This is a genomic window from Gordonibacter sp. 28C (assembly GCF_003339845.1).
GTDB lineage: Bacteria > Actinomycetota > Coriobacteriia > Coriobacteriales > Eggerthellaceae > Gordonibacter.
Genome location: NZ_PPTR01000017.1, coordinates 19,978 through 43,460 on the forward strand (window position 1 = coordinate 19,978; position 23,483 = coordinate 43,460).

Here is a 23,483-nt window from a genome sequence, read left to right on the forward strand (position 1 = left end):
CGCATTGCGGCAGCCGGGAGACTTCCTGCTGGCGCCGCACGGGATCCTTCGACTCCGGCGGCTTCGCCGCCTACGCTCAGGATGACAAACCCGAACGAAAAAGGTTGCCAAACATGAACAAGAAACAGAAACGCACGAAGAACCGCATCCTCCTCGCCATCGCGCTGTTCGTCGTCGTGTACGTGGTGGCGGAGCTGATGCCGCTGGCGACGTGGCTCGGCAGCGAGACGGCGGCGTTGTGGGCGGAGTTCGCGCTGTTCCTCGTCCCCTACCTCATCGCCGGCTACGACGTGCTGCTGCGCGCGGCGAGGAACATCGGCCACGGCCAAGTGTTCGACGAGAACTTCCTCATGAGCGTGGCCACCATCGGCGCGTTCGCGCTGGTGCTGTTCCCCGACAGCGACCCGCACATGGCCGAAGGCGCAGCCGTCATGCTGTTCTACCAGGTGGGCGAGCTGTTCCAAAGCTACGCCGTGGGCAAGAGCCGAAAATCCATCGCCGACATGATGGACATCGCGCCCGACTTCGCCAACGTGGAGCGCGACGGGCGGCTCGTGCAGGTGGACCCCTACGAGGTGGCCGTGGGCGACGAGATCGTCGTCAAGGCCGGCGAACGGGTGCCGCTCGACGGCGTGGTCTTGTCCGGCGCGTCCCAGCTGGACACCGCGGCCCTCACCGGCGAGTCGGTGCCGCGCGAGGTGCGCGAAGGCGACGAGATCATCTCGGGCTGCGTCAACATGACCGGCCTCATCACCGTGCGCGTGACCAAGCCCTTCGGCGAGTCCACCGTGAGCCGCATCCTCGAGCTCGTGGAGAACGCGGCCGAGAAGAAGGCCAAGACCGAGAACTTCATCACCCGCTTCGCGCGCTACTACACCCCGGCCGTGGTGGGCATCGCGGTGCTCCTGGCCGTCATCCCTCCCCTTCTGCTCGGCCAAAGCTGGTCCGAGTGGGTGCAGCGCGGGCTGATCTTCCTTGTGGTGTCGTGTCCGTGCGCCCTGGTCATCAGCGTGCCGCTGTCGTTCTTCGGCGGCATCGGCGGCGCCTCGCGCCTGGGGATCCTGGTGAAGGGCAGCAACTACCTGGAGACGCTCGCCTCCGCGGAAACCGTCGTGTTCGACAAGACCGGCACCCTCACCGACGGCTCGTTCAACGTGGTCGCCATCCACCCCGAATCGGACATCGATCCCGACCGCCTGCTGTCCATCGCCGCGCACGCCGAGGCGTACTCGAACCATCCCATCGCCCTGTCGGTGAAGCAGGCGTACAGCGGGCCCATCGACCAGCAGCGCATCGACGACGTGCAGGAGCAGAGCGGCCACGGCGTGCGCGCGAAGATCGACGAGCACGTGGTGCTCGTGGGCAACGACAAGCTCATGAGCGAATGCGGCGTGGGCTGCTGCGAGTGCGAGCTGACCGGCACCATCCTGCACGTGTCGCTGGACGGCGAGTACATCGGCCACATCGTCATCGCCGACGTGGTGAAGCCCGATGCAGCCGAGGCAATCGCCGCGCTGCGGTCCGCCGGCGTGAAGAAAACCGTCATGCTCACCGGCGACCGCGCCGACGTGGCCGCCGCCGTGGCGAAGGAGCTGGACATCGACGAGTTCCGCGCGCAGCTGCTGCCCCAGGACAAGGTGGCGGAAGTGGAGAAGCTTCTGGAGGAGACGCACGAGAGGGGCACCGGCAAGGGCAAGCTCGCGTTCGTGGGCGACGGCATCAACGACGCGCCCGTGCTGACGCGCGCCGACATCGGCATCGCCATGGGCGCGATGGGCTCGGACGCGGCCATCGAGGCGGCCGACGTCGTGCTCATGGACGACAAGCCGTCCAACATCGCACGGGCCATGCGTATAGCGCGCAAGACCATGGGCATCGTGTGGCAGAACATCGTGTTCGCCCTCGGCATCAAGTTCCTCGTGCTGATCCTGGCGGCGGTGGGCATCGCCAACATGTGGCTGGCCGTGTTCGCCGACGTGGGCGTGGCCGTGATCGCCATCCTGAACGCCATGAGGGCGATGAACGTGAGGAAATGACGGGGTTCCCCGGCAAAGAGAAATCATGCGGCGAGCGCGCCATGCGCTCGCCGCATCGTTGTTTTTTATCGGAAGCCCAATGCGGCGAGCGGGCAGCAGCCCGCCCCTACGGGGGGGTGCCGCGCTAGCGGTTCTCTATGTGCCCGATGTTCTTCAGCTCGATGTTGATGAGGCCGTTCGGGCCGCTCACGAACTCGATGAAGTCGGGGTTCTCGCCGTACTCGGCCGGGAACGTGATGTCGATGCCCGTGTCGGTGCGTATCTTGTGGCTCTTCGCCACGCGCTTGGCCACGTTCTTCTCCACCGTCACGCGCTCGGGCAGGGCCTCTTCGGCAAGCGCCTGCTCGAAGCGCTTCTGCAACGGCTCGTCCTCGAACACCTCCTCGCCCAAATCCCACGGGGCCAGCTCGTCGGACTCGTCGGCGTTCTCGGCCACGTAGGCCTTCGCCTTCGACACCGCCACGGCCGCGTTGGCGCCGTACTCCTCGGCCACTTCCTCCACCAGGCGCGTCACCGTGTCGAACACCTCTTTGCTGGACGCCTCCATCGAGCATTGCAGCAGCCCGTCGGGGATGAGCCAGCGCTCCTCGCCCGCGATGGTGCGCACCTTGTCGCAGAACGACACCGCGAGCGTCTTCGACTCGACGAGCGCGAACGACGGCACCTTCTGCGACGGGTTCGGCAGGATGGCGTGGTGGCGCGCGATGTCGACGCGCTGCGCACCGCTCTCGCCGTAGCCCGCCTCGTGCATGTAGGCCTGCTTTGCCTCCAGCAGCATGAACGCGAAGTAGCGCTTGCCGCGCGCCTCGTAGGCGGCCTCGGCTTCCTCGTCGGTCATTTCCCGCACCGTGCTGTCGGGGTCGTCCTCGAAGTCGATCACCAGCAGGTCGGCCGACTCGGTCTTCTCCATGCGTCCCAGCTCGCCGGCGATGTACTCGGCCACCTGGACGGACAGGTCCGCGAACTCGCGCTGGCCGCGGAAATACGCGCGCAGCTCCTCGGCGAACATGCTGTCGTCGGAAAACGCGCCGCGCTTGCTGTCGATGTTGCCGAGCGCCTTCTTCGCATGGCTCGTCACGTAGCGTTTCGCGTTCTTGTTCGAAAGGTCGAGTTCTTCCTGGGCGTACACGTTGACGCACGACACGAAGTCGAACACGTGCAGGATCGCGTGGTTTATTTTCATGAAGCCTCTCCGCTGTTCGGTTGTCCGGGAACGATTGCGAATGATCAGGATACCGGAAGCGGGCGCGCGCCGGCGCGAAGATCGGAGAATCCCCAGACGCGCATCAGACGGGTTCTTCGTCCTCCTCGAAACCCCACAGGCGCACCTCGGGCTCCAGCTCCACGCCCGCGCTCTCTCGCACGCGCTCCTGCACGTCGGCGATAAGGCGGCGCACGTCGGCGGCCGTGGCGCCGCCCGCGTTCACCACGAAGCCCGTGTGCTTTTCCGACACCTGAGCGCCGCCCACGCGGTAGCCGCGCAGGCCCGCCTCCTGCACGAGCTGGCCCACGAAGCGTCCCTCGGGGCGCTTGAACGTGCTGCCGGCGCTCGGCTTGTCCAGCGGCTGCTTCTCCTCGCGGCGGCGCGCCAGGTCGTCCATGCGCTCCTGGACGGCATGCGGGTCGTCGCGTCGGAGGGACAACGTGACGGCCAGCACGATATAGCCCGCCTCGTCCATCATGGAATGCCGGTACGACCACGAGGCGCGCTCGGCGTCCACGTCGACCGTCTCGCCTTCGGGCGTGAGGCAGCGCACCGACGCGCACACGTCCTTGAACTCGCCGCCGTAGGCGCCCGCGTTCATGATGGCGGCACCGCCCACGGTGCCCGGAATGCCGCAGGCGAACTCGTAGCCGGAAAGCCCCGCCGCGCAGGCGGCGCGGGCCACCTCGGCGTTCGAGCACCCCGCCTGCGCTCGCACGACGGTTCCGTCCACCTCGAGCGCCGACAGGTTCTCCGCCAGGCGAACCGTCACGCCCCCCACGCCTTCGTCGGCCGCGAGCACGTCGCTTCCCAGCCCCAGCACGCGGAACGCCGCGCCTCTGCGGCGACAGACGGCCAAGACCGCGCGGACCTCGTCCTCGCTGCGCGGCTCCACGCAGCACTCCGCCGGCCCGCCGATGCGGAACGTGGTGAGCTCGGACAGCGGCACGCCGCAGCGAACGCCGCCCTCGCCGACGATCGCGCGCAGCTCCTGAAGAAGTTCGGCATCCATGAGGTTCCTCCTTTCGGGTGGTGGTTTTTGCAAGAAGGCGCGGCCGGGGAACGTCCGCGCGCTTGCCGCAAAGAGAACAACCGGTTGCGACCCGTCGCGCCGGGCGGACAGCAGCCCGTCCTTACGGCTTCCTGCGATTCAGCTCGTACAGGCGATGCAGACCGCGCAGGGTGAGCGTGTCGTCGGCGCGCGCGTCGTGACGAAGCAACGCCGCCATAGCGGCCGCGTTCGCGCCCGTCACCACCACCTCGGCCTCGCATCCCAGCTCCGCCAGCACCATGTCCACGAGCCCGTCGATGCGCGCCACCTCGCCCATGACCACGCCGGCCTGCACGGCTTCGCGCGTGGACGTGCCGATCACCGATGCGGGGGCCTTCAGCTCCACATGCGGCAGGCGCGCGGCAGCCTGCGCGAGCGCCTTCGCGCCCAGCGCCAGCCCTGGAGCGATGATGCCTCCCAAAAACGTGCCCTCGGCGTCGACCACCTCGAAGTTCGTCGTCGTGCCCAGGTCCACCACCACGAGCGGCCCGCCGTAGTCCGCGAGCGCCGCCGCCAAGTCGGCCACCCGGTCGGGCCCCACCTCGGCGGGGTCGCGATAGCGCATCCTGATGCCGGTCTTGAGGCCGGGCCCCACCACGAGCGGCCGCCGGCCGCACTCAGCCCGCAACGCAGACGCCCATACATCCGTGAGGTCGGGCACGACGCACGACACGATGGCGTCGCCTGCGCTCGACGGGGCCCCCTCGTCCGCCGAGCGCCGCGCGAGCGCGTCGAGAAAGCCCGTGACGACGAGGCGCGCTTCATCGACCGTCAAGTGCTCGGCCGTGGTTGCCTCCCACGTAGCCGCCAGAGCGCCGTCCGCGAACAGCCCCAGCCGCGTGACGGTGTTGCCCACGTCCACCGCCAGCATTCCACCCGCATCCTGCACTCCAGCCTCCATGGCGCAACCCGCCTTCCGCGCCGCGCACCCCGAAACCGTGCGAAACGCCCTCTTTTTGCCCAATACTGCGAATTTGACGATGTCGTCCAACGCTCGACCCGATTATACTGTACCCGTCTCATCAGTAACCCGACTTCCCGAAGAGAGGGGAAGCGGATATACGAGAAGGAGCAGATCATGCAAGCCTTGAAAGGGCAATTGACCCTGCGCGGCGTCGCCATCGGGTGCGTCGGCTGCGCGATCATCACCGCGGCGTCGGTCTACACGGCCCTCAAGATGGGGGCGCTTCCCTGGCCCATCGTGTTCGCCGCCATCATCTCCCTGTTCTTCCTGAAAGCGCTCGGCCGCGGCAAGGCCAACCTCAACGAGGCGAACGTCACGCACACCGTCATGAGCGCGGGCGCCATGGTGGCGGGCGGCCTGGCGTTCACCATCCCCGGCATCTGGATGCTGGGCTACGCCGACGAGGTCGGCTGGTTCGAGATGCTCCTCGTGGCCGTCTCGGGCGTCATCCTGGGCCTGGTGTGCACCGCGCTTCTGCGCCGTCACTTCATCGAGGACGCCGAACTGGAGTACCCCATCGGCGAAGCGGCCGCGCAGACGCTCATCGCGGGCAACTCCGGCGGCAAGACCGGCTGGAAGCTGTTCGGCTCCATGGGCTTCGCCGGCGCGTTCACGGCGCTGCGCGACTTCTTCGGCGTGATACCGGCGATGCTGTTCGGCAACGCCGCCATCCCCGGCGTGGCGTTCGGCGTCTACCTGTCGCCCATGCTCCTGGCCGTGGGCTTCCTCGTGGGCACGGGCGCCGTGGTCGTGTGGTTCGTCGGCGCGCTGCTGGCGAACTTCGGCATCGTCGTGGGAGGCGCGGCCGCGGGCCTTTGGGACGTGGCGTCCGCGCAGGGCATCGTGTCGAGCCTCGGCATGGGCGTCATGATGGGCGCGGGACTGGGCGTCATATGCAAGAACATCCTGCCCAAGGCGTGGCGCATGCTGCGCGACGCCCGCAGCTCGAACGCGTTCGGCCTCACCGCCGCGAGCACCCTGGGTTCCCCGGCCGACGGCGCGAAGGACGGACGCCTGCGCAACGGCCGCTTCCGCGTCACCGCCGGGCTGGCCGCGCTGGCCGTGGCGGCGGTGGCCCTCATCGCCTGCTTCGGATTGCAGCTGGGCCCCGTCCCGGCCGTCATCGTGGTGCTGCTGGCCTTCGTCGCCACCGCCATGAGCGCGCAGAGCGTGGGGCAGACGGGCATCGACCCCATGGAGATCTTCGGGCTCATCGTGCTTCTGGCCGTGGCCGCCGCCTCGAGCGTGCCGCAGGTGCAGCTGTTCTTCGTGGCGGGCATCGTGGCCGTGGCGTGCGGCCTGGCCGGCGACGTGATGAACGACTTCCACGCCGGGCACGTGCTGGGAACGAACCCCAAAGCCCAGTGGATCGGCCAGGCCATCGGCGCCGTGCTGGGCGCGGGCGTGGCCGTGGCCGTCATGGCCGTGCTCGTGAGCGCCTACGGGCCCGAGTCGTTCGGCCCCACGGCGTCGTTCGTGTCGGCGCAGGCCTCCGTCGTGGCCACCATGGTGTCGGGCATCCCGTCGGTGCCGGCGTTCGGCATCGGGCTTGCGGCGGGCTTCGTCCTCTACCTGCTGAACTTTCCCGCCATGATGCTGGGGCTGGGCATCTACCTGCCTTTCTACATGTCGCTGACCGCGTTTCTGGGCGCGATGGCGAAGGTGGCCTACGACGCCGTGTGCAAGCTGCGCCGCAAGGGGCTCGCAGCCGAGGAGGCCGCGGCCAAGGCGAAGGCGCAGGGAGAAACCGGCCTTGTCGTGTCGAGCGGCCTGCTCGGCGGAGAATCCATCGTGGGCGTGCTGGTGGCGCTGGCCGCCGTCTTCATGGGCATGGGGGCATAGGGGCCCGGCGCGGCGGGGATAACGCGATCTGCCACGCATCACGCGTTATCCCCGCAGGAACCCGGCTCTGCGCGCTTCGTGGTACCATGCTGTACGACGACGATGCGCATCCGCCGCGTCGTCGTCCGAAGCGACCGATACCGCCACGGAGGATTCATGGAGCTCATCATAGGCCTGTGCGCCGCGCTGTCCGCCGGCATCGCATGCGGCGTCGTCGGCGGCGGGATCAAGTACCGTCTGAACAGGAACCGCGACTACCCCGAGGAAAAGAAGGCCGCTTACCAGCGCCTGTGGAAAGCAGGCTCCACCGTCATGCGCTTCGCCACGGGAACGATCCTCGCACTTGGCCTCATCTGGTGCGCGGGCTTCCTGGTCGTCGGGGCGCTCTACCCCGACCAGGCCGACTACGCGAACAACATGTCGGAGCTCATCGTGGGCGTGCTCACCGTCGTCTCCATCATGTTCGCCTTCTACGAGTTCGTGCGCCGCAAATAACGCGAGCGCGCCAGACGATAAACGCTTGCGACCGCCTTCGTCGCGCGGCGTTCAACCCTATGCGAGCGTCCTCGTCCGCCTTCTGTCCTCCGCCTTCTCCGCAAGCCACATGTTGATGACGGCCTGCCTGCTCACGGCCAAGTGGCGAGCCTCGATATCGAGCTCGTCCACGAGCCAGCTCGGCATGGTGCCGTTCACCTTTCGAGGCTCGTCTTCTTTTCCAGGCTGGCAAATTGAGTCGGCCACGACGAGGTCGGTTACGTCCTCGCCTGCGTCGACCATGCGGTCGAGTTCTTCAGCGGTTATTGGTTTGGTCATACAGAGCAGCCTCCTTCCGCGTCGCCCTCCGTGTCGATACGATACGCACGCGCTCGCCACGATGAACCACAACGGCCAGCCAGCAGATGCCCGCCCATCGAGCAAGCACGCCGTAACGCTGTTCGCCCGTATGTTCCAATCTGAACTCGACGCGATCGCGATCGAGCCACAGTGCTTGCGCGTCCTCGAAATCGATGCCGTGCTTATCGAGATTTCGAGCGCTTTTTTCGGGGTCGTATTCGAACAGCATAGACAACCCCTATGCAAATTCAACTATACAATGTTTTGATATTATTTCAATATCGATACGCCCTATATTAAACACACGTTCAATATTACTTGACTCTTTCAGAGAAAAATGCCTCATGGTCCACCTCGCAGGGTTCCTCCGGCTTCGAGGATCTTGCAAGCGTGGTACGGGCCGCGGGGAACGTCGCGACCATCTATGGGCTGCCGATAAAGCAAAAGACAGCGCTTGCACTGGCTCTTTTCAACCAGTATAGCATGCTACAGCAGATCACGGGAAGAAAAGGCGGCCGAAGCCGCCTTCCCGTCAGTTGAACTTGAAAATCTTCTGCGCCATGCGGTAGCCGGTGATGCCGATCTTGCGGCCCAATCCGGTGGGCAGGTTCGTGCCCGTGTTGAGGGCGCTGCGGCGGATGCGCCGGTAGACGTCGGGGTTCCTCTCCTTGAGGTAGTCCCAGATGTCCTCCCGCTTGTCCTCCGCCTCGTCGGTGCCTATCATGCGCAGGAAGATGGAGCAGATGCACATCATCATGGACAGGTAGTTCTCCATGTAGCGCTCCAGGCGCTTCTCCGGCACGTCGTCGGGCAGGCGCACGGCGTCGATCATGAGGCGCGTCACGCGCAGCTGCTGGTCGATGCGGCCCATCATGACGTTCTCGTTCACGCTCTGGTCCTCGCGGCCGATGAAGTAGCGGTACATGTCCACGTCGCGGTAGTACAGGGTCTTCACATGCGGCAACGGCACGTACACGAAGATGTTGTCCACGTAGAACGTGTGCTTCGGAAGCTCGAGTCCCATGTCCCGCAAAAGCTCGGTGCGGTAGATGGCCGAGTGCATGAGCAGGTACTGGCTCTGTCCGAAGTGCCCCACCTCGCTCCAACCGAACTCGCGGCCCTCGGGGAACACGTTGCGGTAGTGCATGACGGCCCGCGCGCCTTCGTGGACCTTCTCGTACACGTAGTTGCCGATGACGAGGTCGGTGGCATCGGGCAGCTCGTTCTGGCGACGCAGGTAGGCCATGATCTCGGCCATGGCGTGCTCGTCGAGCCAGTCGTCGGAGTCCACCACCTTGAAGTAGCGCCCGGTGGCGTGCGCGAGCCCCGTGTTCACGGCCTGGCCGTGCCCGCCGTTCTCCTGGTGCACGGCGCGGATGATGTCCGGATGCCGCTCGGCCCACTCGTCGGCCTTCGCAGGCGTGTCGTCCTTCGTCGAACCGTCGTCGACGATGATGACTTCGATGTCGTCGCCGCACTTCAGGATGGACTCGATGCACGCGTCCATGTACTCGGCCGAGTTGTAGCAGGGAACGGCGAACGAGATGGTCTTCACGGTCCTACCCCACCAGCTCGTCGGCCAGCGCGAGCGCGCGTCCGATGATGACGTCCATGTTGTAGTAGCGGTACTCGGCCAAACGCCCCAGCGGGTGGAAGTTCGGCAGCGCGGAGGTCAGCGCGCGGTAGCGCCCGTAGTGCGCCGCGTTCTCCTCGCCCACGATGGCGTAGTACGGGATCTGCGTCTTCGGGTCGTCGTAGGAGTGGCTGTACTCCTTCATGATGGTGGTCTTGTCGCTCTCCTGCCCGGTGAGGTACTTGAACTCGGTGATGCGGGTGTAGTCCTCCGTCACCGTGAAGTTCACCGTGCCGCAGGGCAGCACGTGCTCGGCGTCGTGCGTCTCGTACACGAAGTCCAGGCTGCGGTACGGAAGGCGGCCGAAACGCGAGAGGAACAACTCGTCGAGAGGGCCGGTGTAGACGATCGGGCCGTCGAAGGGGCGGTCCTTGATGTTGATGATCGACAGCGGGGCGTCCTCCTCGTCGCTTTCGAACTCCAGGTCGAACACGCTCTCGGCTTCCACGCCCAGGCACACCTGGATGTTCTCGTGGTCGAGCATGCGCTCGAACAGCGGCGTGTAGCCGTGCAGGGGCATGCCCTGGTAGGCGTCCTGGAAGTAGCGGTTGTCACGCGAGACGAACACGGGCACGCGCGCCGTGACGGAGGGGTCGACCTCTTCGGGCGTGAGGCCCCACTGCTTCTGCGTGTAGTAGAGGAACACGTTCTTGTAGACGAAGTCGGCGATCTCGGACAACTCAGGGTCGTCCTGCTCGCGCAGCTCGGTGATGGTCACCTTGCGCTCGTCGCCGAACTTGCCGATGAGCTTCTCGGTCAGGCGCGCGGCCTTCTCCTCGCCGAAGGCGATCTCCATGGAGTTCTTGTTGAAGGGCACCGGCAGGTAGGTGCCGTACCAGTCGGCCAGCACCTCGTGCTCGTAGTCGCGCCACTCGGTGAAGCGGCGCACGTAATCGAAGGCGCGCTTGTCGTTGGTGTGGAAGATGTGCGGCCCGTAGCGGTGCACGAGGATGCCGGCCTCGTCGGCCTCGTCGTACATGTTGCCGCCGATGTGGGGGCGCTTCTCGATCACGAGCACGCGCTTTCCGCCTCGTTCGGCCAGCTCGCGCGCCATGACGCCGCCCGCGAACCCGCTACCCACCACCACCGCGTCGATATCGTCCATGTCGACGTCTTTGAAATCGCAGTACTGCACACCCATGGGGAACCTTCCTCTTGTCTTATACTAGCGATAGGGCCGCTCCGACCCGAAGTATGCGCATATTGCACCGAGAAGCCAGTTTACCGAAAAATGAAAGCGGCATGCACGCTATCATACAAGTATCGTTATTTTCGCATGCATGTTGCCGTGCGAGTTCCATTTGAACGCGAAAGGACAATGCCGATGAGTGCATTTCTGGAATCCATGCTGGCCCGTGCGAAGGCCGACAAGCGCACGATCGTGCTGCCCGAGGGCGACGACGAGCGCACGCTCAAAGCGGCCGAGCGCATCTTGGCCGAGGGGGTGGCGAACCTCGTCATCCTGGGCGATGCGGGCGCCATCGAGGCGAGCCCCTACGCCCTCGACGGCGCCCGCATCGTCGACGTGCGCACGGCGCCTGAGCGCAGCGAGTTCGCCGACGCCCTCTACGAGCTGCGCCGCCACAAGGGTATGACGCCCGAGCAGGCCCTGGCCCTCATGGACGACGTGCTGTACTTCGGCGTGATGATGGTGAAGCAGGGCCTGGCCGACGGCATGGTGGCCGGCGCCTGCCATGCCACGGGCGACGTGCTGCGGCCGAGCCTGCAGATACTCAAGACCGCTCCCGGCGTGAAGCTGGTGAGCTCGTTCTTCGTCATGTGCGTGCCCGACTGCGACTTGGGGAGCGACGGCACGTTCCTGTTCTCCGACTGCGGTTTGGAAGTGCAGCCCGACAGCGAGAAGCTCGCGCACATCGCCGTGAACTCCGCGAAGTCGTGGAAGGCGCTCATGGGCGAGGAGCCCCGCGTGGCGCTGCTGTCCCACTCGAGCCACGGGTCGGCCAAGAACGCCGACGCCGCCAAAGTCGTGGAGGCTGCCGAGATAGCCAAGGCGCTCGCGCCCGAGCTCGCTCTCGACGGGGAGCTGCAGCTCGACGCGGCCATCGTGGAGTCCGTTGGCGCGTCGAAGGCGCCCGACTCCCCCGTGGCAGGACGCGCCAACGTGCTGATCTTCCCCGACCTCGACGCGGGCAACATCGGCTACAAGCTCGTGCAGCGCCTGGCGAAGGCCGAGGCCTACGGCCCGGTGACGCAGGGTATCGCCGCACCCGTGAACGACCTGTCGCGCGGCTGCGTCGCCGACGACATCGTGGGCGTCATCGCCATCACCTGCGTGCAGGCCCAGGCGAACAAAGCCGAATAGCGGCCCCGCTCCGACCTCGAAACCCCGCAAGGAGCCGTGCGAGCGCACGCCGGCCCCGCTCCTTTCGAAATTCAACGGACAAAAAACCCCCCCCCCCCGCCAATTCGCCAAGTCGCTATGGTTTATACTGGCTTTACAGGCTTTATCACACCGTCAGACAACGTAAGAGCATGGCCGGAGCGCAAAGCAGGTAGACCATTGACCGACTTCAAAGAGGATGGGATCGACCCCGTCTACATATCCGATATCGAAACGTACGACCTTCTGTACCTCAACGGCCCCGGCCGCGAGTTGTTCGGCGTCGGACCCGACGAGGACATCACCGGCTTCAAATGCTACGAGTTCCTCCAGCACCGCGACGCCCCCTGCCCGTTCTGCACGAACCGCTTCCTCTCTCGAGACGAATGCTACGTATGGGAGTACACGAACCCCATAACCGGCGTCCGCCACCTGCTCAACGACCGCCTGGTCGACTGGAACGGCCGCGACGTCCGCATCGAGGTGGGCTTCGAGATCACCGCGCGCAAAGAGGAGGGCATGCGCTTCCGCAACCTGCACCAAAGCGAGGAGATCATCCTCGACTGCGTGCGCGACCTGTACCGGGAGACGGACGCGGACCGCGCCGCCGAGAACATGGTCCGGCGCCTTGGCAAGGAGCTCAAGGCGCGGCGCACGCTCATCCTCGACTACGACGGCGAGCGTTTTCGCAACACCCACGAATGGTGCGACGCGGGAACCTCCCCGCGCATAGACCAGCTGCAGAACGTGGACGTAGCGCCCTTCCGCCGCTGGATCGAGGTGCTCGAGCGTGGCGAGTGCGTGGTCGTGGAGAACCTGCGCGAGCTAAAGAGCTCCATCGGCGCCGAAGAGTACGCGGCGTTGGACGAGCTGGACATCGACAGCACCGTGGCCGCGCCCATCGAGCAGGGCGGTGGGGTGACGGGGTTCCTGATCATAGAGAACCCTCCGGGCAACATCATCCGCGACATCGCCCCGCTGCTGCGCACCCTGTGCTACTTCTACTCGATGGCCCTGCAGCGCATCGAGAACGAGCGGCTGCTCGTGCAACTGAGCTACCACGACTCGCTCACGGGACTGTACAACCGCAACCGCTACATGCAGGACATCGAGACCCTTGCCAACGAAACGGCCCCTTTGGGCGTGGTGTTCCTCGACGTCAACGGCATGAAGCGCATCAACGACCTCTGCGGCCACGCCAAGGGCGACGAGCTGCTGCGCGCCTGCGCCGACACGATGCGCGAGGCGCTGGGAGAGCGGTTCTCGCTGTACCGCATAGGTGGCGACGAGTTCGTGGCCATCGCGGTCGGACTCGACGAGCCGGAGTTCCGCGCATTCGCCGCAAGGCTCGACGAGGCGTTCGAGAACAGCGCCGCCCACGTGGCCATCGGCACGCGCTGGGAGGCGATGCCCGACAACGTGGAGAAGATGCTGCTCGACGCCGACGAGGCCATGTACCACGCCAAGTGGGTCTACTATCAGAACGCCGCGGCCGCACCGGGACCAACCGCGCGGTAGCGGGAAGGCGGAGGGCGCCCCGGCTTCGGGGAGCGGAGGCGAACGCCGGCCGAGCATGCAAAGAGGGTCCCTTCGCGCCGACGGCGAAGGGACCCTCCCATCGAAGTCCGAAAACGGCCTTACGCCAGCGCCGGCTCCTCGTCGAACACGGCGCCGTCCACGCGCATCTGCTCGTGGACGATCTCGTAGGTGTCGCGGGCGATCATGTACTCCTCGTTCGTGGGGATGATGATGATCTTCACCTGAGAGCTGTCCGCCGAGATCTCGCGCTCGAAGCCGCGCTGGCGGTTCTTCTCCTCGTCGAGGATGATGCCGAGCGGCTGCAGGCCCGTGAAGATCATGCGGCGCATCTTCTCGCAGTTCTCGCCCACGCCGGCCGTGAGCACGATGGCGTCGACGCCGCCCATGACGGCGATGTACTGCCCGATGTACTTCTTCACCGAGTTCGAGTACATGTCGTAGGCCAGCATGGCGCGCTCGTCGCCCTTCTCGGAGGCGTCGCGCACGCTGCGCAGGTCGTTGGAGATGCCCGAGATGCCCAGCAGGCCCGACTTCTTGTTCATGAGGTCGTTCACCTCGGAGGTCGAAAGGCCCTCGTGGTCCATGATGAACGGCACGATGGCCGGGTCGACCGCGCCGCAGCGCGTGCCCATCATGAGGCCGTCGAGCGGCGTGAGGCCCATGGACGTGTCCACCGCCACGCCGTGGTCGATGGCCGACATGGAGCAGCCGTTGCCCAGGTGGCAGGTGATGAGCTTGAGCTCGTCGAGCGGTTCGTCCAGCACCACGGCCGCGCGCTCGGATATGTAGCGGTGCGACGTGCCGTGCGCGCCGTACTTGCGGATGGCGTACTTCTCGTACAGCTCGTAGGGCAAGGGGTACATGTAGGCCTTGGGGGGCAGCGTCTGGAAGAACGACGTGTCGAACACGGCCACCATGGGCACGTCCGGCATGTGCTTCAGGCACGCGTTGATGCCCATGAGCGCGGCCTTGTTGTGCAGCGGCGCCAACTCGGCCAGCTCGTCGATCTTCTGGATGACGTCGTCGTCGATGAGCACCGAGCGGTCGAAGTACTTGCCGCCCTGCACGATGCGGTGCCCCACGGCGTCGATCTCGTCCAGCGAGTCGATGGCCTTCGCGGGCCCCGAGGTGAGCGACTCCAGCACGAGCGCCATGGCGTCGTCGTGGTCGGCCATCTTGGCGTCGATGACCTCTTCGTTCTTGTCGAGACCGTGCTTGTGGAACGCCTCGGCCGAGCCCACGCGCTCGCAGATGCCCTTGGCCAGCAACTCGTGCTGCTCGACGTTCACCAACTGGTACTTCAAGGAAGATGATCCTGCATTGATAACGAGTACGTTCAACGACCTGCCTCCTTTGGGCTCAATTCCTAAATCATTGATTTTAGGGAAGCGATGCGGTCGTTGAATGGGTGCAAGCCCTAGTTTCGGCAAACGGCATGCCGCTCACCGAAAAGGTCGGACGAACGGGCACGGGAAAACCCGTAGGGGCGCTCTCCAGAGCGCCCGTTCCGGCGAAGCCGGGAAAGCAACCGAGGGCCGCGTTCTCGCGCTCCGCGCGAGCGGGCGCTCTGGAGAGCGCCCCTACGGAGGGCTATGCGAGCTCGCGGGTTACTTCTGCGAAGGGTCGCCCGAGTTCATGGGGGCGCCGCCCAGCACGTGAACGTGGATGTGGTGCACGGACTGCTGCGCGTCGTCGTTCGTGTTCACGATCACACGGTAGCCGCTTTCGGCGACGCCCTCGAGCTCGGCCACCTTCCGCACGGTGTTGAACAGATAGCCCAGCTCCTCGTCGGGGATGCCGTCCCCGATGTTGTCGTAGTGGTTCTTCGGCACGATGAGCACGTGCGTGGGCATCTGCGGGTTCACGTCGCGGAACGCCAGCACGCGGTCGTCCTCGTACACCTTGGTCGACGGTATCTCCCCCGCCACGATCTTGCAGAACAGGCAGTCGTCCTTGCGCATGGTTCCTCCTCCTTCTACGACAACGTCGCGTCGCGCGCGGCGTCGTCCGCCTCGCCGACGAGCTCGCCCATGAGCACGTCGACCTTCTGCTGGGCCTGCGCGAGGCGGCCTTGCAGCGCCCCGAGCAGGGCGACGCCGCGCTCGTAGCTCTTCAGGCTGTCCTCCAGCTCCAGCGTGTTGCTCTCCAGCACCCCCACGATGCCGTCCAGCTCGGCCATGGCCTCCCTGAACGTCAGCTCGTCGATCGGCTTCGCCTCTTCGGTCATGCGGACTCCTCCCACGGTTCAACGGACATGTCTATGCGCCGCGCGTCCTCCACGCGGCAGGTGAGCTCGCCGTTCGATACGGCGACGTCGACGAGCGAACCCGCCGGCGCCTGCTCGACGCGGCGCAGCACGGCGCCGTCGGACGTGCGCGCCACGGCGTAGCCGCGCGCGAGCACGGCGAGCGGCGACAGGTCGTGCAGGCGCGCCGCGGCAAGCCCCGCCTGCTGCTCGAAGCGCGGCACGAGGAAACCGCCTGCGGCCGCGAGCCGGTCGCGCTGCCGTTCCATGCGGACGCGCTCGCGCTCCGCGTGCACGGGCATGACCCGCGCCAGCCGCTCGCGCCCGCGCGCCAGGCGATCGCGGTCGCGGTCGAGGTTCGCGGGGATGGCCCGGAACAGCCGCTCGGCCGCCAGGTCGAGGCCCTGCGCCTCGGCGGCGAACAGCAGGTTCGCATCGCGGAACAACGGCCGCGTGGCGCAGCGGCGCACGTCGGAGGCGGCCCTTTCCACAGCACGGCCGGCGCAGGAGGAAAGCGAGCGCGCCCGCGCCTCGAACAAGTGCTCCAGGCTCTCGCGCGCGGGGCTCACGGCCTCGGCGGCGGCCGTGGGCGTGGAGGCGCGCACGTCGGCCACCATGTCGGCGATGGACGTGTCGGGCTCATGGCCGATGCCCGTCACCACGGGCACGGGGCATTTCGAAATGGCGCGGGCCAGGCCCTCGTCGTTGAACGGCATGAGGTCCTCGAACGACCCGCCGCCGCGCACCACGAGGATCACCTCGGCGCCGCCGCGCAGCACCTGCCGCATGCCCTCGACGATGCCCGCCGGCGCCTGGGAACCCTCCACCGGCACGCCCGCCAACAGCACGCGCGCCACGGGGAAACGGCGGCGCAGCGTGCGCAGCACGTCGTGCACGGCCGCGCCGCGCGGCGACGTCACCAGCCCCACGGTCAGCGGGTACGGCGGGAGGGGCTGCTTGCGCTCGGCGGCCATGAGGCCCTCGACCTCCAGCCGGCGGGCGAGCTCCGCCACCTGCTGGCGCAGACGGCCTTCGCCGGCGAGCTCCACGGAGAAGACGTCGAAGTTCATGCGGCCCTTCGCCGCGTACAGGGTGAACCGCCCGGTCAGCTCCACGAGCTGCCCCACGGCCAGGCGCACGCCCGACTTCTCGTAGCGGTTGTTCCACATCATGCACGGCAGCGATGCGCCCTTGTCCTTGACGGTGAAGTAGGCGGCCTTGTATCCCGGCTTGCACGACACCTCGGACACTTCCCCCACCAGGCGCACGCACACGCCCTCGAGCGCGCCCTTGGCGAGCGCCATGGCGGCCGACACGGAAAGCGCGACGGGCGCCCCGTCCGCGCCGGAGCCCGCGGGGGCATCGGCCGCGCCGGACGTCGCCGCCCGCGCCCGCTCGAGCGCGTCGGCCATGGTCGCGCGCCCCCCAACTCCCTGAGTCCCCATAAGGCGCCGCTAGTCCCGGCGCTGGCCCAGCAGCCACAGCAGCTGCAGGATGGACGTGAGGGCCGCCGCCACGTACGTGAGCGCGCAGGCGCGCAGCACGTTGAACGCGCCGCCCTGCTCGGACTGCGGCAGCGCGATGGTGTCCATGTACGTCATGGCGCGGCGCGAGGCGTTGAACTCCACGGGCAGCGTGACGATCTGGAACAGCACCACCACGGCGTACATGACGATGGCGAGCGTGGTGAGCTGCGCGATGTTCGCGAATATGCCGATCATGAGCAGGAATATCCAGGCGTTCGACGCCAGGTTCACCACCGGCACGATGGCGCTGCGGATCTTCATGGGCGCGTAGTTCTCGGCGTACTGGCAGGCGTGGCCAACCTCGTGGCATGCGGTGGCCGTGGCCGTGATCGAGCGGCCGTCGAACGCGTCGGGCGAGAGCGTGACCGAGTTCGTGCGCGGGTCGAAGAAGTCCTGCCCCGCGCCGCCGCGGTTCACCGCCACGTTCGTCACGCCGTAGTAGGACAGCATGCGGCGCGCCGCCTCGGCGCCGGTGAGCCCGTTGGAGATGGGCACCTTCGTGTATTTTTTGAGCTGCGAGTTCACGTACCAGGTGGCGAAGCCGCCGATGACAAGCGTGACCACGATCAGCAGCAGGTATCCGTTGCTCAATCCGAAAAACATAGGATGAAACCACTCCTTCGAAGAGGTTGCGTCCGCGGCCGCTTTCAGCCGCTTTTACCGTACACCTGTATTATACAAAAGCGCGAAACCCGGCAATAAGCGCGCTGCAAACAGCGCCGAATCATCAAACGTCCGTCATCGTTTCGCTAATCGCCCCGCACCGCGCCGCCGCCCAGAGTCCTCCGCGTCCCCGCGCCGCCCTTCGTAGGGGCGCTCTCCTGAGCGCCCGCTCGCGCGAAGCGCGAGATGCGCGGCCCTCGGTTGCTTTTCCGGTTGCACCGGAACGGGCGATCAGGAGATCGCCCCTACGGGGTTTCCCGAAGAACCGGGGATCGCCGTGAAGCGGCGTCGCTCAATCGCGCCGCTCCACCACGAGCTCGTCGCCGGCGAGGCTCAGAACCAGCCGGCCCTCCAAAAGCTCCAACAGCTCGTCGCCCACGATGGCGCGCCTCCATCCGCGCAGAAGGTCCACGCCGTCCCGGTAGCCGCGTGCGACGCGAGCAAGGTCGTCGTGGCTGGCCAGCGTGGGAAACGCGATGCCGTTCTCCTTGGCGCGCAAGCGCACCAAGGCGCTCATGAGGTCGAGCTGGGCGTCCACGTTCGGCTCGCTCTTGGAGCAGCGGTCGAGTTCCGGCCACGTGTCGGGGGGCGCGTCGAGCGCCGAGGCTATGAGCGACACGACGGCCCGCGCGTCCTTCGTGGACAGGCGGTCCGACAGGCCGCGCACCATGAACAGCTCGTCGATCGTGCGGGCCTCGCGCTTGCATGCCTCCACGACCTGCTCGTCGGTGATCACCCACTTGCGCGGGATGTCGCGGCGCTGCGCCTCCAGCTCGCGCCAGGCCGCCACCTCGCGAGCGGCCGAAAGCTGGCGGCGCGAAAGCTGCGACACGCGCTTGAGGCGGCGGAAGCGCTCGCGCTCGTTCGTCTCGAAGCGCGCGGGATCCGAGAGCTCGGCGAAGTCGTGGTCGAGCCAATGCAGCCGGCCCTTCTCCTCGAGCGCCGCGCGCATGCCCTCGTACAGGCGCGGCAGGTACACCACGTCGTCGGCCGCGTAGTCGCGCTGGGAGGCCGACAGCGGCCGGCGCGACCAGTCGGTGAACGAATCGATCTTCTTGAGCGACACGCCGCATTCCGCATGCACGAGCGCCGCATAGCCGATCTGCTGGGTGTGGCCCAAAAGCGCCGCGGCGATCTGCGTGTCGAACACGGGGCGCGGCAGCACGCCCACCTCACGCAGGATTATCTCCAAGTCCTGCCCGGCGGCGTGGAACAGCTTCACGATGCCCTCGTCCGTGAGCAGGGGTTCCAGCACGGACAGGTCGTCTATCTCGAAGGGGTCGACGATCACCACCTCGTCGTCGGTGGCCATCTGCAGAAGGCACAGCCGCGCGTAGTACGTCTTCTCGCGCAGGAACTCCGTGTCGATGGCGAGCACGCTGGAGGTGCGCGCACGCTCGACGAACGCCGCGAGGTTTTCTTGGGTAGCTATATACATGTACGAGATTCCTTGCCTTGTCATCCGCGTTTCATGTTGTACTATGCCATCATAACAAAGAGAACGGGGAGGGAATCGGTGAAACTGCTCGTCATCAACAACCTGGCATCGGGCTTCGGAGAAGGGTCCGTGTACGACTTCGTCCGCTCGTTCGCCCGCGATGGCGACGAGGTGTGCCTGCGCTCGACCGACGGCACCACCGACGTGCGCGACTTACTGGACGACGCGGAGGCGTTCGACGCCGTCGTGGCGAGCGGCGGCGACGGCACGGTGGCCACGGTGAGCTACCGGCTGGCGAACACGGGCATCCCCATCCTGCCCTTCCCCGCGGGCACGGCGAACCTGCTGGCCGCGAACCTGGCCTCGCCCTTGGAACCCCATGCGCTGGCGAAGCTCGTGCGCGAGGATCGAACGCTCGACTTCGATCTGGGCGAGATCGAGGTGGACGGTCGGCGCTTCGGCTTCGGCATCATGGCGGGCGCCGGCTACGACGCCGCCATCATGCACGGGGCCGCTCCGGCGAAACGCCTGTTGGGGCCCATGGCCTACCTGTCCGCGGCCATCGCGAACCCCTTGCCGCAAACGTCGAAGTTCAAGCTGACGCTCGACGGCGAGACGGTGGAGAGCGAGGGGCTGGGCATCCTTCTGGTGAACTTCTCGAAGATCCAGTTCGACATCACGGTCACGCACGGCAACGAGCCGCGCGACGGGGTGTTCGACGTGGTGGTGCTCAAGGCGCAGAATGCCTTCGAGCTCATCCCCGCCGTGCTCGCCGGGCTGCTCGACCGCGGCGGCGACTTCCCCGACCGCACGGGGTCGCTGGAGCTGCACCGCGCCCGCGAGGTGCGCGTGGAGGCCGATCCGCCCATGGAGGTGCAGTACGACGGCGAGGCCACCCGCCTCACCACGCCGTTCACCGCCCACATCATGCGCCGCGCCGCCCGGTTCTTCATCTCGGAAGAAGGCTGGGACCTCTTCGCCGAGGCGTAGGCACCCCCGATCGTCATCCTGAGCGGAGGCGGCGAAGCCGCCGCAGCCGAAGGATCTCCAGCGCAGGCGGCCTTCCGTTACCGATGATCCTTCGTCCCCGCTTCGCGGGGCCTCCCTGCGCTCGCTCCGCGTGCTCGGGAGTTCGACAGTCCACCGGACTGTCGAATGCTTCGCTCGCTCAGGATGACAAAGGGCCCCTACTTCCCTTCGGGCTCCTCGTACACGGGCTCGGCGTCCTCCACCTGCGCGGTTAACTCGAGCGGGGCGTCGAACGAGGCGTTGGCCGTGCTCGACGTGGCCATGAGCTCCTTGAACGAGGCGGCGTCCTCGCCGGCCATCGGCATCATCACGTACACGTTGTTGCCGATGATGATGGGCTGGATGCGCTCGGGGGCGGAACCTTTCTCTCCGTCGGCGCCCTTGTCGGAAGCGGCGTCCTCGGCGGCCTCGCGCTCCATCTGCTCCATCATCTCGGCGCGCACGTTCTCGATCTGCGCGGCCGTCTCCGTCTTCCAGCGCTCCTTGCGCCAGGCGAGGAAGTTCGCGTTGTAGCGCATCTGTATGAGCTCGAGCACGATGCAGAACACCATGGCGAAGTACACGATGAGCTTCTCGAGCGGCATGTGCAGAAGCTCAATGCCCGTGTGGAAGCCCACGCTGTCGATGACCAGCAACCCGCCGATGGCCACGATGAACGTGAGCGCGAGCATCTTCATCTCGGGGTGGCCGTTGATGAAGTTCGAGATGGGGTCGATGAAGATCATCATGAGGAACACGGCCAGCATGACGGCGATGATCATGATGATGAGGTGGTCGGCCATGCCCACGGCCGTGATGACCGAGTCGATGGAGAACACCACGTCCATGACCATGATGGTACCCACGGCCTGCGGCAGGGAGATGAGGTGCAGCGCCTTGTGCTCCTCGGAATGCTCGGCCTTGACCTCGGTGAGCTTGAGCGTCTCGCGCAGCTCGGCGATGCCCTTGTATATAAGGTAGCCGCCGCCGATGAGCAGCACGAGGTCGCGTACCGAGAACCCGTGGGCGTACGCGCCCAGGTCGATGGTGAACAGCGGGGCGGTCATGTGCACGAGGAAGGACGCGAAGCACAGGAACACGATGCGCATGACGAGCGCGCCGGCCAGGCCCAGCTTGCGGCCGATGTGCTGCTTCTCGGGAGGAAGCCGGTTCGTGGTGATGGAGATGAACACCAGGTTGTCCACGCCGAGCACGATTTCCAGGAAAATGAGGCTGACCAAGCTGATCCAAGCCTCGGGTGACGTGAAGATCGAGAGATCCAATGCTGCTCCTTCGTCGTTTCCAAGCCTCCGCCGTTGCGCGGGGCTCCCGTCCGGCCCGATAGGTTCCAGCACATAAAAAAACTCATGGCGCGACGCCGGCTCGCGCAGGCGTCGCGCCATGAGTCTCGCTGATTAAGGTACGCCAGACGCCGCAGCGCCAAGATGTTGAACGCACCGCACGTTGATCCGTGCCAACTACTCCCCCATGGGCAGGTCGTATCCTACCACGGAGGCCTTGCGAACAATGATATAATGCCCAAAGCACACAAACCCCTCAGGAGTACGCTCATGTTTTTCAACGCGCGAAAAAACGGTTACGACGCGGGAGAAGGTCCCGTCCGCTATCTGGACGGCAGCTCGCTTGCCCGACCGCTGGACGCACCGCGCCCCCAGATGGTCGTCATGGCCGCGTTCGTCCTGGTCGCCGCCATCATCGGCGGCGTCTTCCTGTTCAACGTCATAGACAACGTGTCGCATTCGGCCGAGCGCGCGCAGGCCACGATGGAGCAGAACCTCGCGCGCCCCGCCTCCATGGAGAGCCTGCCGAACCTCGCGTCGCTCGTGGGAATGGACGTCGAGGGCATCAAGGCGGCGTTCGCGGAAGCGGGCTGGAGCGTGGCCGACAAGGGAGCCCTGAGCGGCGACACGAGCGGGAAGATCGACCTCATCAAGCTGCCCGCCGACGTGAGCGAGGCCCAGGCCCTCCTCATGTACAGCAACGTGTCCAGCCTGTCGGCGACGGACGCCACCTTGCTGCTGAACGGCTCGTGGCAGTTCACGGCAGAGCCGGGCGACTACGCGGACATGCGCGTCAAGTACGCCGACTTCTCTTCCGGCAGCGTGGAGGCCGCCGTGCAGACGGCCATCGCCTCCGAGGGCTTCGATCCGGCCACGGCCGGCGAGATGGGCGTCGACGAATCCGGCAACACGTTCCAAGAGGGCACGGTCGCCGTGGGCGACGGCACCTACCACTGGCGCGTGTCGGCCATAGGGCTCTCGAGCGTCTACAGCATAAAAGGCCTGCCGGAAACCGCCGTGTACGTGGGCATCCGCCTGTACGCGTAAGGCGCCTCGACGTCAATTATCCTCGTTAACTTATAGTATAAAACCCTCCCCTTTTACAGGGGCTTCCCCCTCGCCGCCTCGGGGCTACCCCGATTGGCAGGACCTCGCCGCAAGCGCATCATACTAGGTGAGGAAAGGGGAATGATGAGACTATCCAGCGTCGTAGCCGGCCTGTCCGCGGCCGTCGTGGCCTTCCAGGGCGTTGCCTACGCCGTCCAAGGCGAGGCGAGCCTGCTCCGGCCTCCCGGCGCGCAGGGGGAGAAGGACTTCTCCGCCCGTTGCGTCAAGTGCGGCAAGTGCATGGAGGCGTGCCCGTACCTGGCCCTCTTCCCCGCCCCCGGCGACCAAGGTTTCGCCGTGGGCACGCCTGCGATAGACGCGCGCGCCCAAGCATGCCGCCTATGCGAGGATTTCCCCTGCGTCCGCGCCTGCCCGACCGGGGCGCTTCGCGACGTGGAGCAGCGCGCGGACGTGCGCATGGGAACGGCCGTCATCGACGAGGACCTGTGCATCGCGTTCCAGGGCATGCGCTGCGAGGTGTGCTACCGCACCTGCCCGCTCATCGACCAGGCCATCTCCATCGACTACCGCATGCGCGAGGGCGACGCCATCCATTCCGTGTTCGCCCCCGTCATCGACGAGGAGCGGTGCGCGGGGTGCGGATTGTGCGTGGAGCGCTGCGTGGTGGACGAGCCGAACGTGGCCATCCGCATCGAGGCGTTCGCCGACCGGGCACGCGAAGGAGCCTAGCCATCAATCCGTTCGAGGAAACGGTGGAATAGCGAGTGAAGAGCGAAAAGGGAGAGAAGGA

Annotated in this window: 22 protein-coding genes; 8 read left to right on the plus strand and 14 right to left on the minus strand. The window is 66.4% G+C overall.

Features of this window, described 5'->3' with window-relative positions; genetic code table 11:
• The first annotated feature begins 113 nt into the window (after positions 1-113).
• The gene (locus tag C1878_RS15270) at positions 114-2,036 is read left to right on the plus strand and encodes a heavy metal translocating P-type ATPase (protein ID WP_114602465.1); all 1,923 of its coding nucleotides are present in this window, start codon (positions 114-116) and stop codon (positions 2,034-2,036) included.
• Between the two features lie 124 nt (positions 2,037-2,160).
• On the opposite strand, the gene C1878_RS15275 is transcribed toward C1878_RS15270, so the two are convergent.
• The 3 genes from C1878_RS15275 to C1878_RS15285 form a co-directional block, all read right to left on the minus strand.
• Complete coding sequence (locus C1878_RS15275) at positions 2,161-3,219, minus strand: nucleoid-associated protein (protein WP_114602466.1); 1,059 nt, start codon at positions 3,217-3,219, stop codon at positions 2,161-2,163.
• A 103-nt stretch (positions 3,220-3,322) separates the two neighbouring features.
• On the minus strand, positions 3,323-4,252 hold the full coding sequence (murB, locus tag C1878_RS15280) for a UDP-N-acetylmuramate dehydrogenase (protein WP_114602467.1): 930 nt from the start codon (positions 4,250-4,252) through the stop codon (positions 3,323-3,325).
• Positions 4,253-4,373: 121 nt separating this feature from the next.
• Positions 4,374-5,192, minus strand: coding sequence for a type III pantothenate kinase (locus tag C1878_RS15285; RefSeq protein WP_114602468.1), 819 nt, complete (start codon positions 5,190-5,192; stop codon positions 4,374-4,376).
• A gap of 177 nt (positions 5,193-5,369) precedes the next feature.
• Between C1878_RS15285 and C1878_RS15290 the strand changes: the two genes are divergently transcribed.
• On the plus strand, positions 5,370-7,097 hold the full coding sequence (locus C1878_RS15290) for an OPT/YSL family transporter (RefSeq protein ID WP_114602469.1): 1,728 nt from the start codon (positions 5,370-5,372) through the stop codon (positions 7,095-7,097).
• 156 nt (positions 7,098-7,253) lie between these two features.
• Positions 7,254-7,592 (plus strand): transporter, encoded by a 339-nt coding sequence (locus C1878_RS15295; protein ID WP_114602470.1) that lies wholly within the window; start codon positions 7,254-7,256, stop codon positions 7,590-7,592.
• Positions 7,593-7,649: 57 nt separating this feature from the next.
• Here C1878_RS15295 and brnA read toward each other — a convergent pair whose 3' ends face one another.
• The 4 genes from brnA to glf form a co-directional block, all read right to left on the minus strand.
• Complete coding sequence (gene brnA / locus C1878_RS15300) at positions 7,650-7,910, minus strand: type II toxin-antitoxin system BrnA family antitoxin (protein WP_241963788.1); 261 nt, start codon at positions 7,908-7,910, stop codon at positions 7,650-7,652.
• On the minus strand, positions 7,888-8,160 hold the full coding sequence (locus C1878_RS15305; protein ID WP_114602471.1) for a BrnT family toxin: 273 nt from the start codon (positions 8,158-8,160) through the stop codon (positions 7,888-7,890). Before C1878_RS15305 ends, brnA begins: the two co-directional genes overlap by 23 nt.
• 303 nt (positions 8,161-8,463) lie before the next feature.
• On the minus strand, positions 8,464-9,486 hold the full coding sequence (locus tag C1878_RS15310; RefSeq protein ID WP_114602472.1) for a glycosyltransferase family 2 protein: 1,023 nt from the start codon (positions 9,484-9,486) through the stop codon (positions 8,464-8,466).
• Positions 9,487-9,490: 4 nt separating this feature from the next.
• Positions 9,491-10,705 carry a UDP-galactopyranose mutase gene (gene glf / locus C1878_RS15315; protein WP_114602473.1) on the minus strand — a complete coding sequence of 405 codons (1,215 nt, stop codon included), beginning with the start codon at positions 10,703-10,705 and terminating at the stop codon, positions 9,491-9,493.
• 183 nt (positions 10,706-10,888) lie between these two features.
• On the opposite strand from glf, the gene pta reads away from it, so the two are divergent.
• Together pta and C1878_RS15325 are read left to right on the plus strand one after the other, a co-directional pair.
• Positions 10,889-11,887 (plus strand): phosphate acetyltransferase, encoded by a 999-nt coding sequence (pta, locus tag C1878_RS15320; protein ID WP_114602474.1) that lies wholly within the window; start codon positions 10,889-10,891, stop codon positions 11,885-11,887.
• Between the two features lie 198 nt (positions 11,888-12,085).
• The gene (locus tag C1878_RS15325; protein ID WP_158539845.1) at positions 12,086-13,423 is read left to right on the plus strand and encodes a sensor domain-containing diguanylate cyclase; all 1,338 of its coding nucleotides are present in this window, start codon (positions 12,086-12,088) and stop codon (positions 13,421-13,423) included.
• Between the two features lie 119 nt (positions 13,424-13,542).
• Here the strand turns inward: C1878_RS15325 and C1878_RS15330 are convergent, their stop codons facing one another.
• The 6 genes from C1878_RS15330 to rnd form a co-directional block, all read right to left on the minus strand.
• A complete protein-coding gene (locus C1878_RS15330) occupies positions 13,543-14,784 on the minus strand; it encodes an acetate/propionate family kinase (RefSeq protein ID WP_114602476.1) in 1,242 nt (413 codons plus the stop codon).
• 267 nt (positions 14,785-15,051) lie between these two features.
• Positions 15,052-15,405: a histidine triad nucleotide-binding protein gene (locus C1878_RS15335; RefSeq protein WP_114602477.1), complete on the minus strand. Its 354-nt coding sequence runs from the start codon at positions 15,403-15,405 to the stop codon at positions 15,052-15,054.
• A gap of 14 nt (positions 15,406-15,419) precedes the next feature.
• Entirely contained in the window at positions 15,420-15,671 is a 252-nt protein-coding gene (gene xseB / locus C1878_RS15340; RefSeq protein ID WP_114602478.1) for an exodeoxyribonuclease VII small subunit, read from the minus strand.
• Positions 15,668-17,101 (minus strand): exodeoxyribonuclease VII large subunit, encoded by a 1,434-nt coding sequence (xseA, locus tag C1878_RS15345; protein WP_114602479.1) that lies wholly within the window; start codon positions 17,099-17,101, stop codon positions 15,668-15,670. The genes xseB and xseA overlap by 4 nt, the downstream gene beginning before the upstream one ends.
• 42 nt (positions 17,102-17,143) lie before the next feature.
• A complete protein-coding gene (locus C1878_RS15350) occupies positions 17,144-17,818 on the minus strand; it encodes a zinc metallopeptidase (protein ID WP_114602480.1) in 675 nt (224 codons plus the stop codon).
• Positions 17,819-18,170: 352 nt separating this feature from the next.
• Positions 18,171-19,316 carry a ribonuclease D gene (rnd, locus tag C1878_RS15355; protein ID WP_114602481.1) on the minus strand — a complete coding sequence of 382 codons (1,146 nt, stop codon included), beginning with the start codon at positions 19,314-19,316 and terminating at the stop codon, positions 18,171-18,173.
• Between the two features lie 78 nt (positions 19,317-19,394).
• On the opposite strand from rnd, the gene C1878_RS15360 reads away from it, so the two are divergent.
• Entirely contained in the window at positions 19,395-20,306 is a 912-nt protein-coding gene (locus C1878_RS15360; RefSeq protein ID WP_114602482.1) for a diacylglycerol kinase family protein, read from the plus strand.
• A gap of 197 nt (positions 20,307-20,503) precedes the next feature.
• Here the strand turns inward: C1878_RS15360 and C1878_RS15365 are convergent, their stop codons facing one another.
• Positions 20,504-21,607 carry a TerC family protein gene (locus tag C1878_RS15365; RefSeq protein ID WP_114602483.1) on the minus strand — a complete coding sequence of 368 codons (1,104 nt, stop codon included), beginning with the start codon at positions 21,605-21,607 and terminating at the stop codon, positions 20,504-20,506.
• Positions 21,608-21,895: 288 nt separating this feature from the next.
• On the opposite strand from C1878_RS15365, the gene C1878_RS15370 reads away from it, so the two are divergent.
• Both C1878_RS15370 and C1878_RS15375 read left to right on the plus strand, forming a co-directional pair.
• Positions 21,896-22,672, plus strand: a complete 777-nt coding sequence (locus C1878_RS15370) for a teichoic acid transporter (RefSeq protein WP_114602484.1) — start codon at positions 21,896-21,898, stop codon at positions 22,670-22,672.
• 141 nt (positions 22,673-22,813) lie between these two features.
• Positions 22,814-23,422 (plus strand): 4Fe-4S dicluster domain-containing protein, encoded by a 609-nt coding sequence (locus C1878_RS15375; RefSeq protein WP_241963789.1) that lies wholly within the window; start codon positions 22,814-22,816, stop codon positions 23,420-23,422.
• Positions 23,423-23,483 lie beyond the last annotated feature (61 nt).

What these genes read in the sequence shown, in the direction of transcription:
- C1878_RS15295 (WP_114602470.1), top strand. Translation starts at nt 7,254, where the DNA reads ATGGAGCTCATCATAGGCCTGTGCGCCGCGCTGTCCGCCGGCATCGCA.
- pta (WP_114602474.1), top strand. Translation starts at nt 10,889, where the DNA reads ATGAGTGCATTTCTGGAATCCATGCTGGCCCGTGCGAAGGCCGACAAG.
- C1878_RS15285 (WP_114602468.1), bottom strand. Translation starts at nt 5,192, where the DNA reads ATGGAGGCTGGAGTGCAGGATGCGGGTGGAATGCTGGCGGTGGACGTG.
- brnA (WP_241963788.1), bottom strand. Translation starts at nt 7,910, where the DNA reads ATGACCAAACCAATAACCGCTGAAGAACTCGACCGCATGGTCGACGCA.
- C1878_RS15370 (WP_114602484.1), top strand. Translation starts at nt 21,896, where the DNA reads ATGTTTTTCAACGCGCGAAAAAACGGTTACGACGCGGGAGAAGGTCCC.
- xseA (WP_114602479.1), bottom strand. Translation starts at nt 17,101, where the DNA reads ATGGCCGACGCGCTCGAGCGGGCGCGGGCGGCGACGTCCGGCGCGGCC.
- C1878_RS15350 (WP_114602480.1), bottom strand. Translation starts at nt 17,818, where the DNA reads ATGTTTTTCGGATTGAGCAACGGATACCTGCTGCTGATCGTGGTCACG.
- C1878_RS15375 (WP_241963789.1), top strand. Translation starts at nt 22,814, where the DNA reads ATGATGAGACTATCCAGCGTCGTAGCCGGCCTGTCCGCGGCCGTCGTG.
- C1878_RS15275 (WP_114602466.1), bottom strand. Translation starts at nt 3,219, where the DNA reads ATGAAAATAAACCACGCGATCCTGCACGTGTTCGACTTCGTGTCGTGC.
- murB (WP_114602467.1), bottom strand. Translation starts at nt 4,252, where the DNA reads ATGGATGCCGAACTTCTTCAGGAGCTGCGCGCGATCGTCGGCGAGGGC.
- C1878_RS15305 (WP_114602471.1), bottom strand. Translation starts at nt 8,160, where the DNA reads ATGCTGTTCGAATACGACCCCGAAAAAAGCGCTCGAAATCTCGATAAG.
- xseB (WP_114602478.1), bottom strand. Translation starts at nt 15,671, where the DNA reads ATGACCGAAGAGGCGAAGCCGATCGACGAGCTGACGTTCAGGGAGGCC.
- glf (WP_114602473.1), bottom strand. Translation starts at nt 10,705, where the DNA reads ATGGGTGTGCAGTACTGCGATTTCAAAGACGTCGACATGGACGATATC.
- C1878_RS15290 (WP_114602469.1), top strand. Translation starts at nt 5,370, where the DNA reads ATGCAAGCCTTGAAAGGGCAATTGACCCTGCGCGGCGTCGCCATCGGG.
- C1878_RS15335 (WP_114602477.1), bottom strand. Translation starts at nt 15,405, where the DNA reads ATGCGCAAGGACGACTGCCTGTTCTGCAAGATCGTGGCGGGGGAGATA.
- C1878_RS15270 (WP_114602465.1), top strand. Translation starts at nt 114, where the DNA reads ATGAACAAGAAACAGAAACGCACGAAGAACCGCATCCTCCTCGCCATC.
- rnd (WP_114602481.1), bottom strand. Translation starts at nt 19,316, where the DNA reads ATGTATATAGCTACCCAAGAAAACCTCGCGGCGTTCGTCGAGCGTGCG.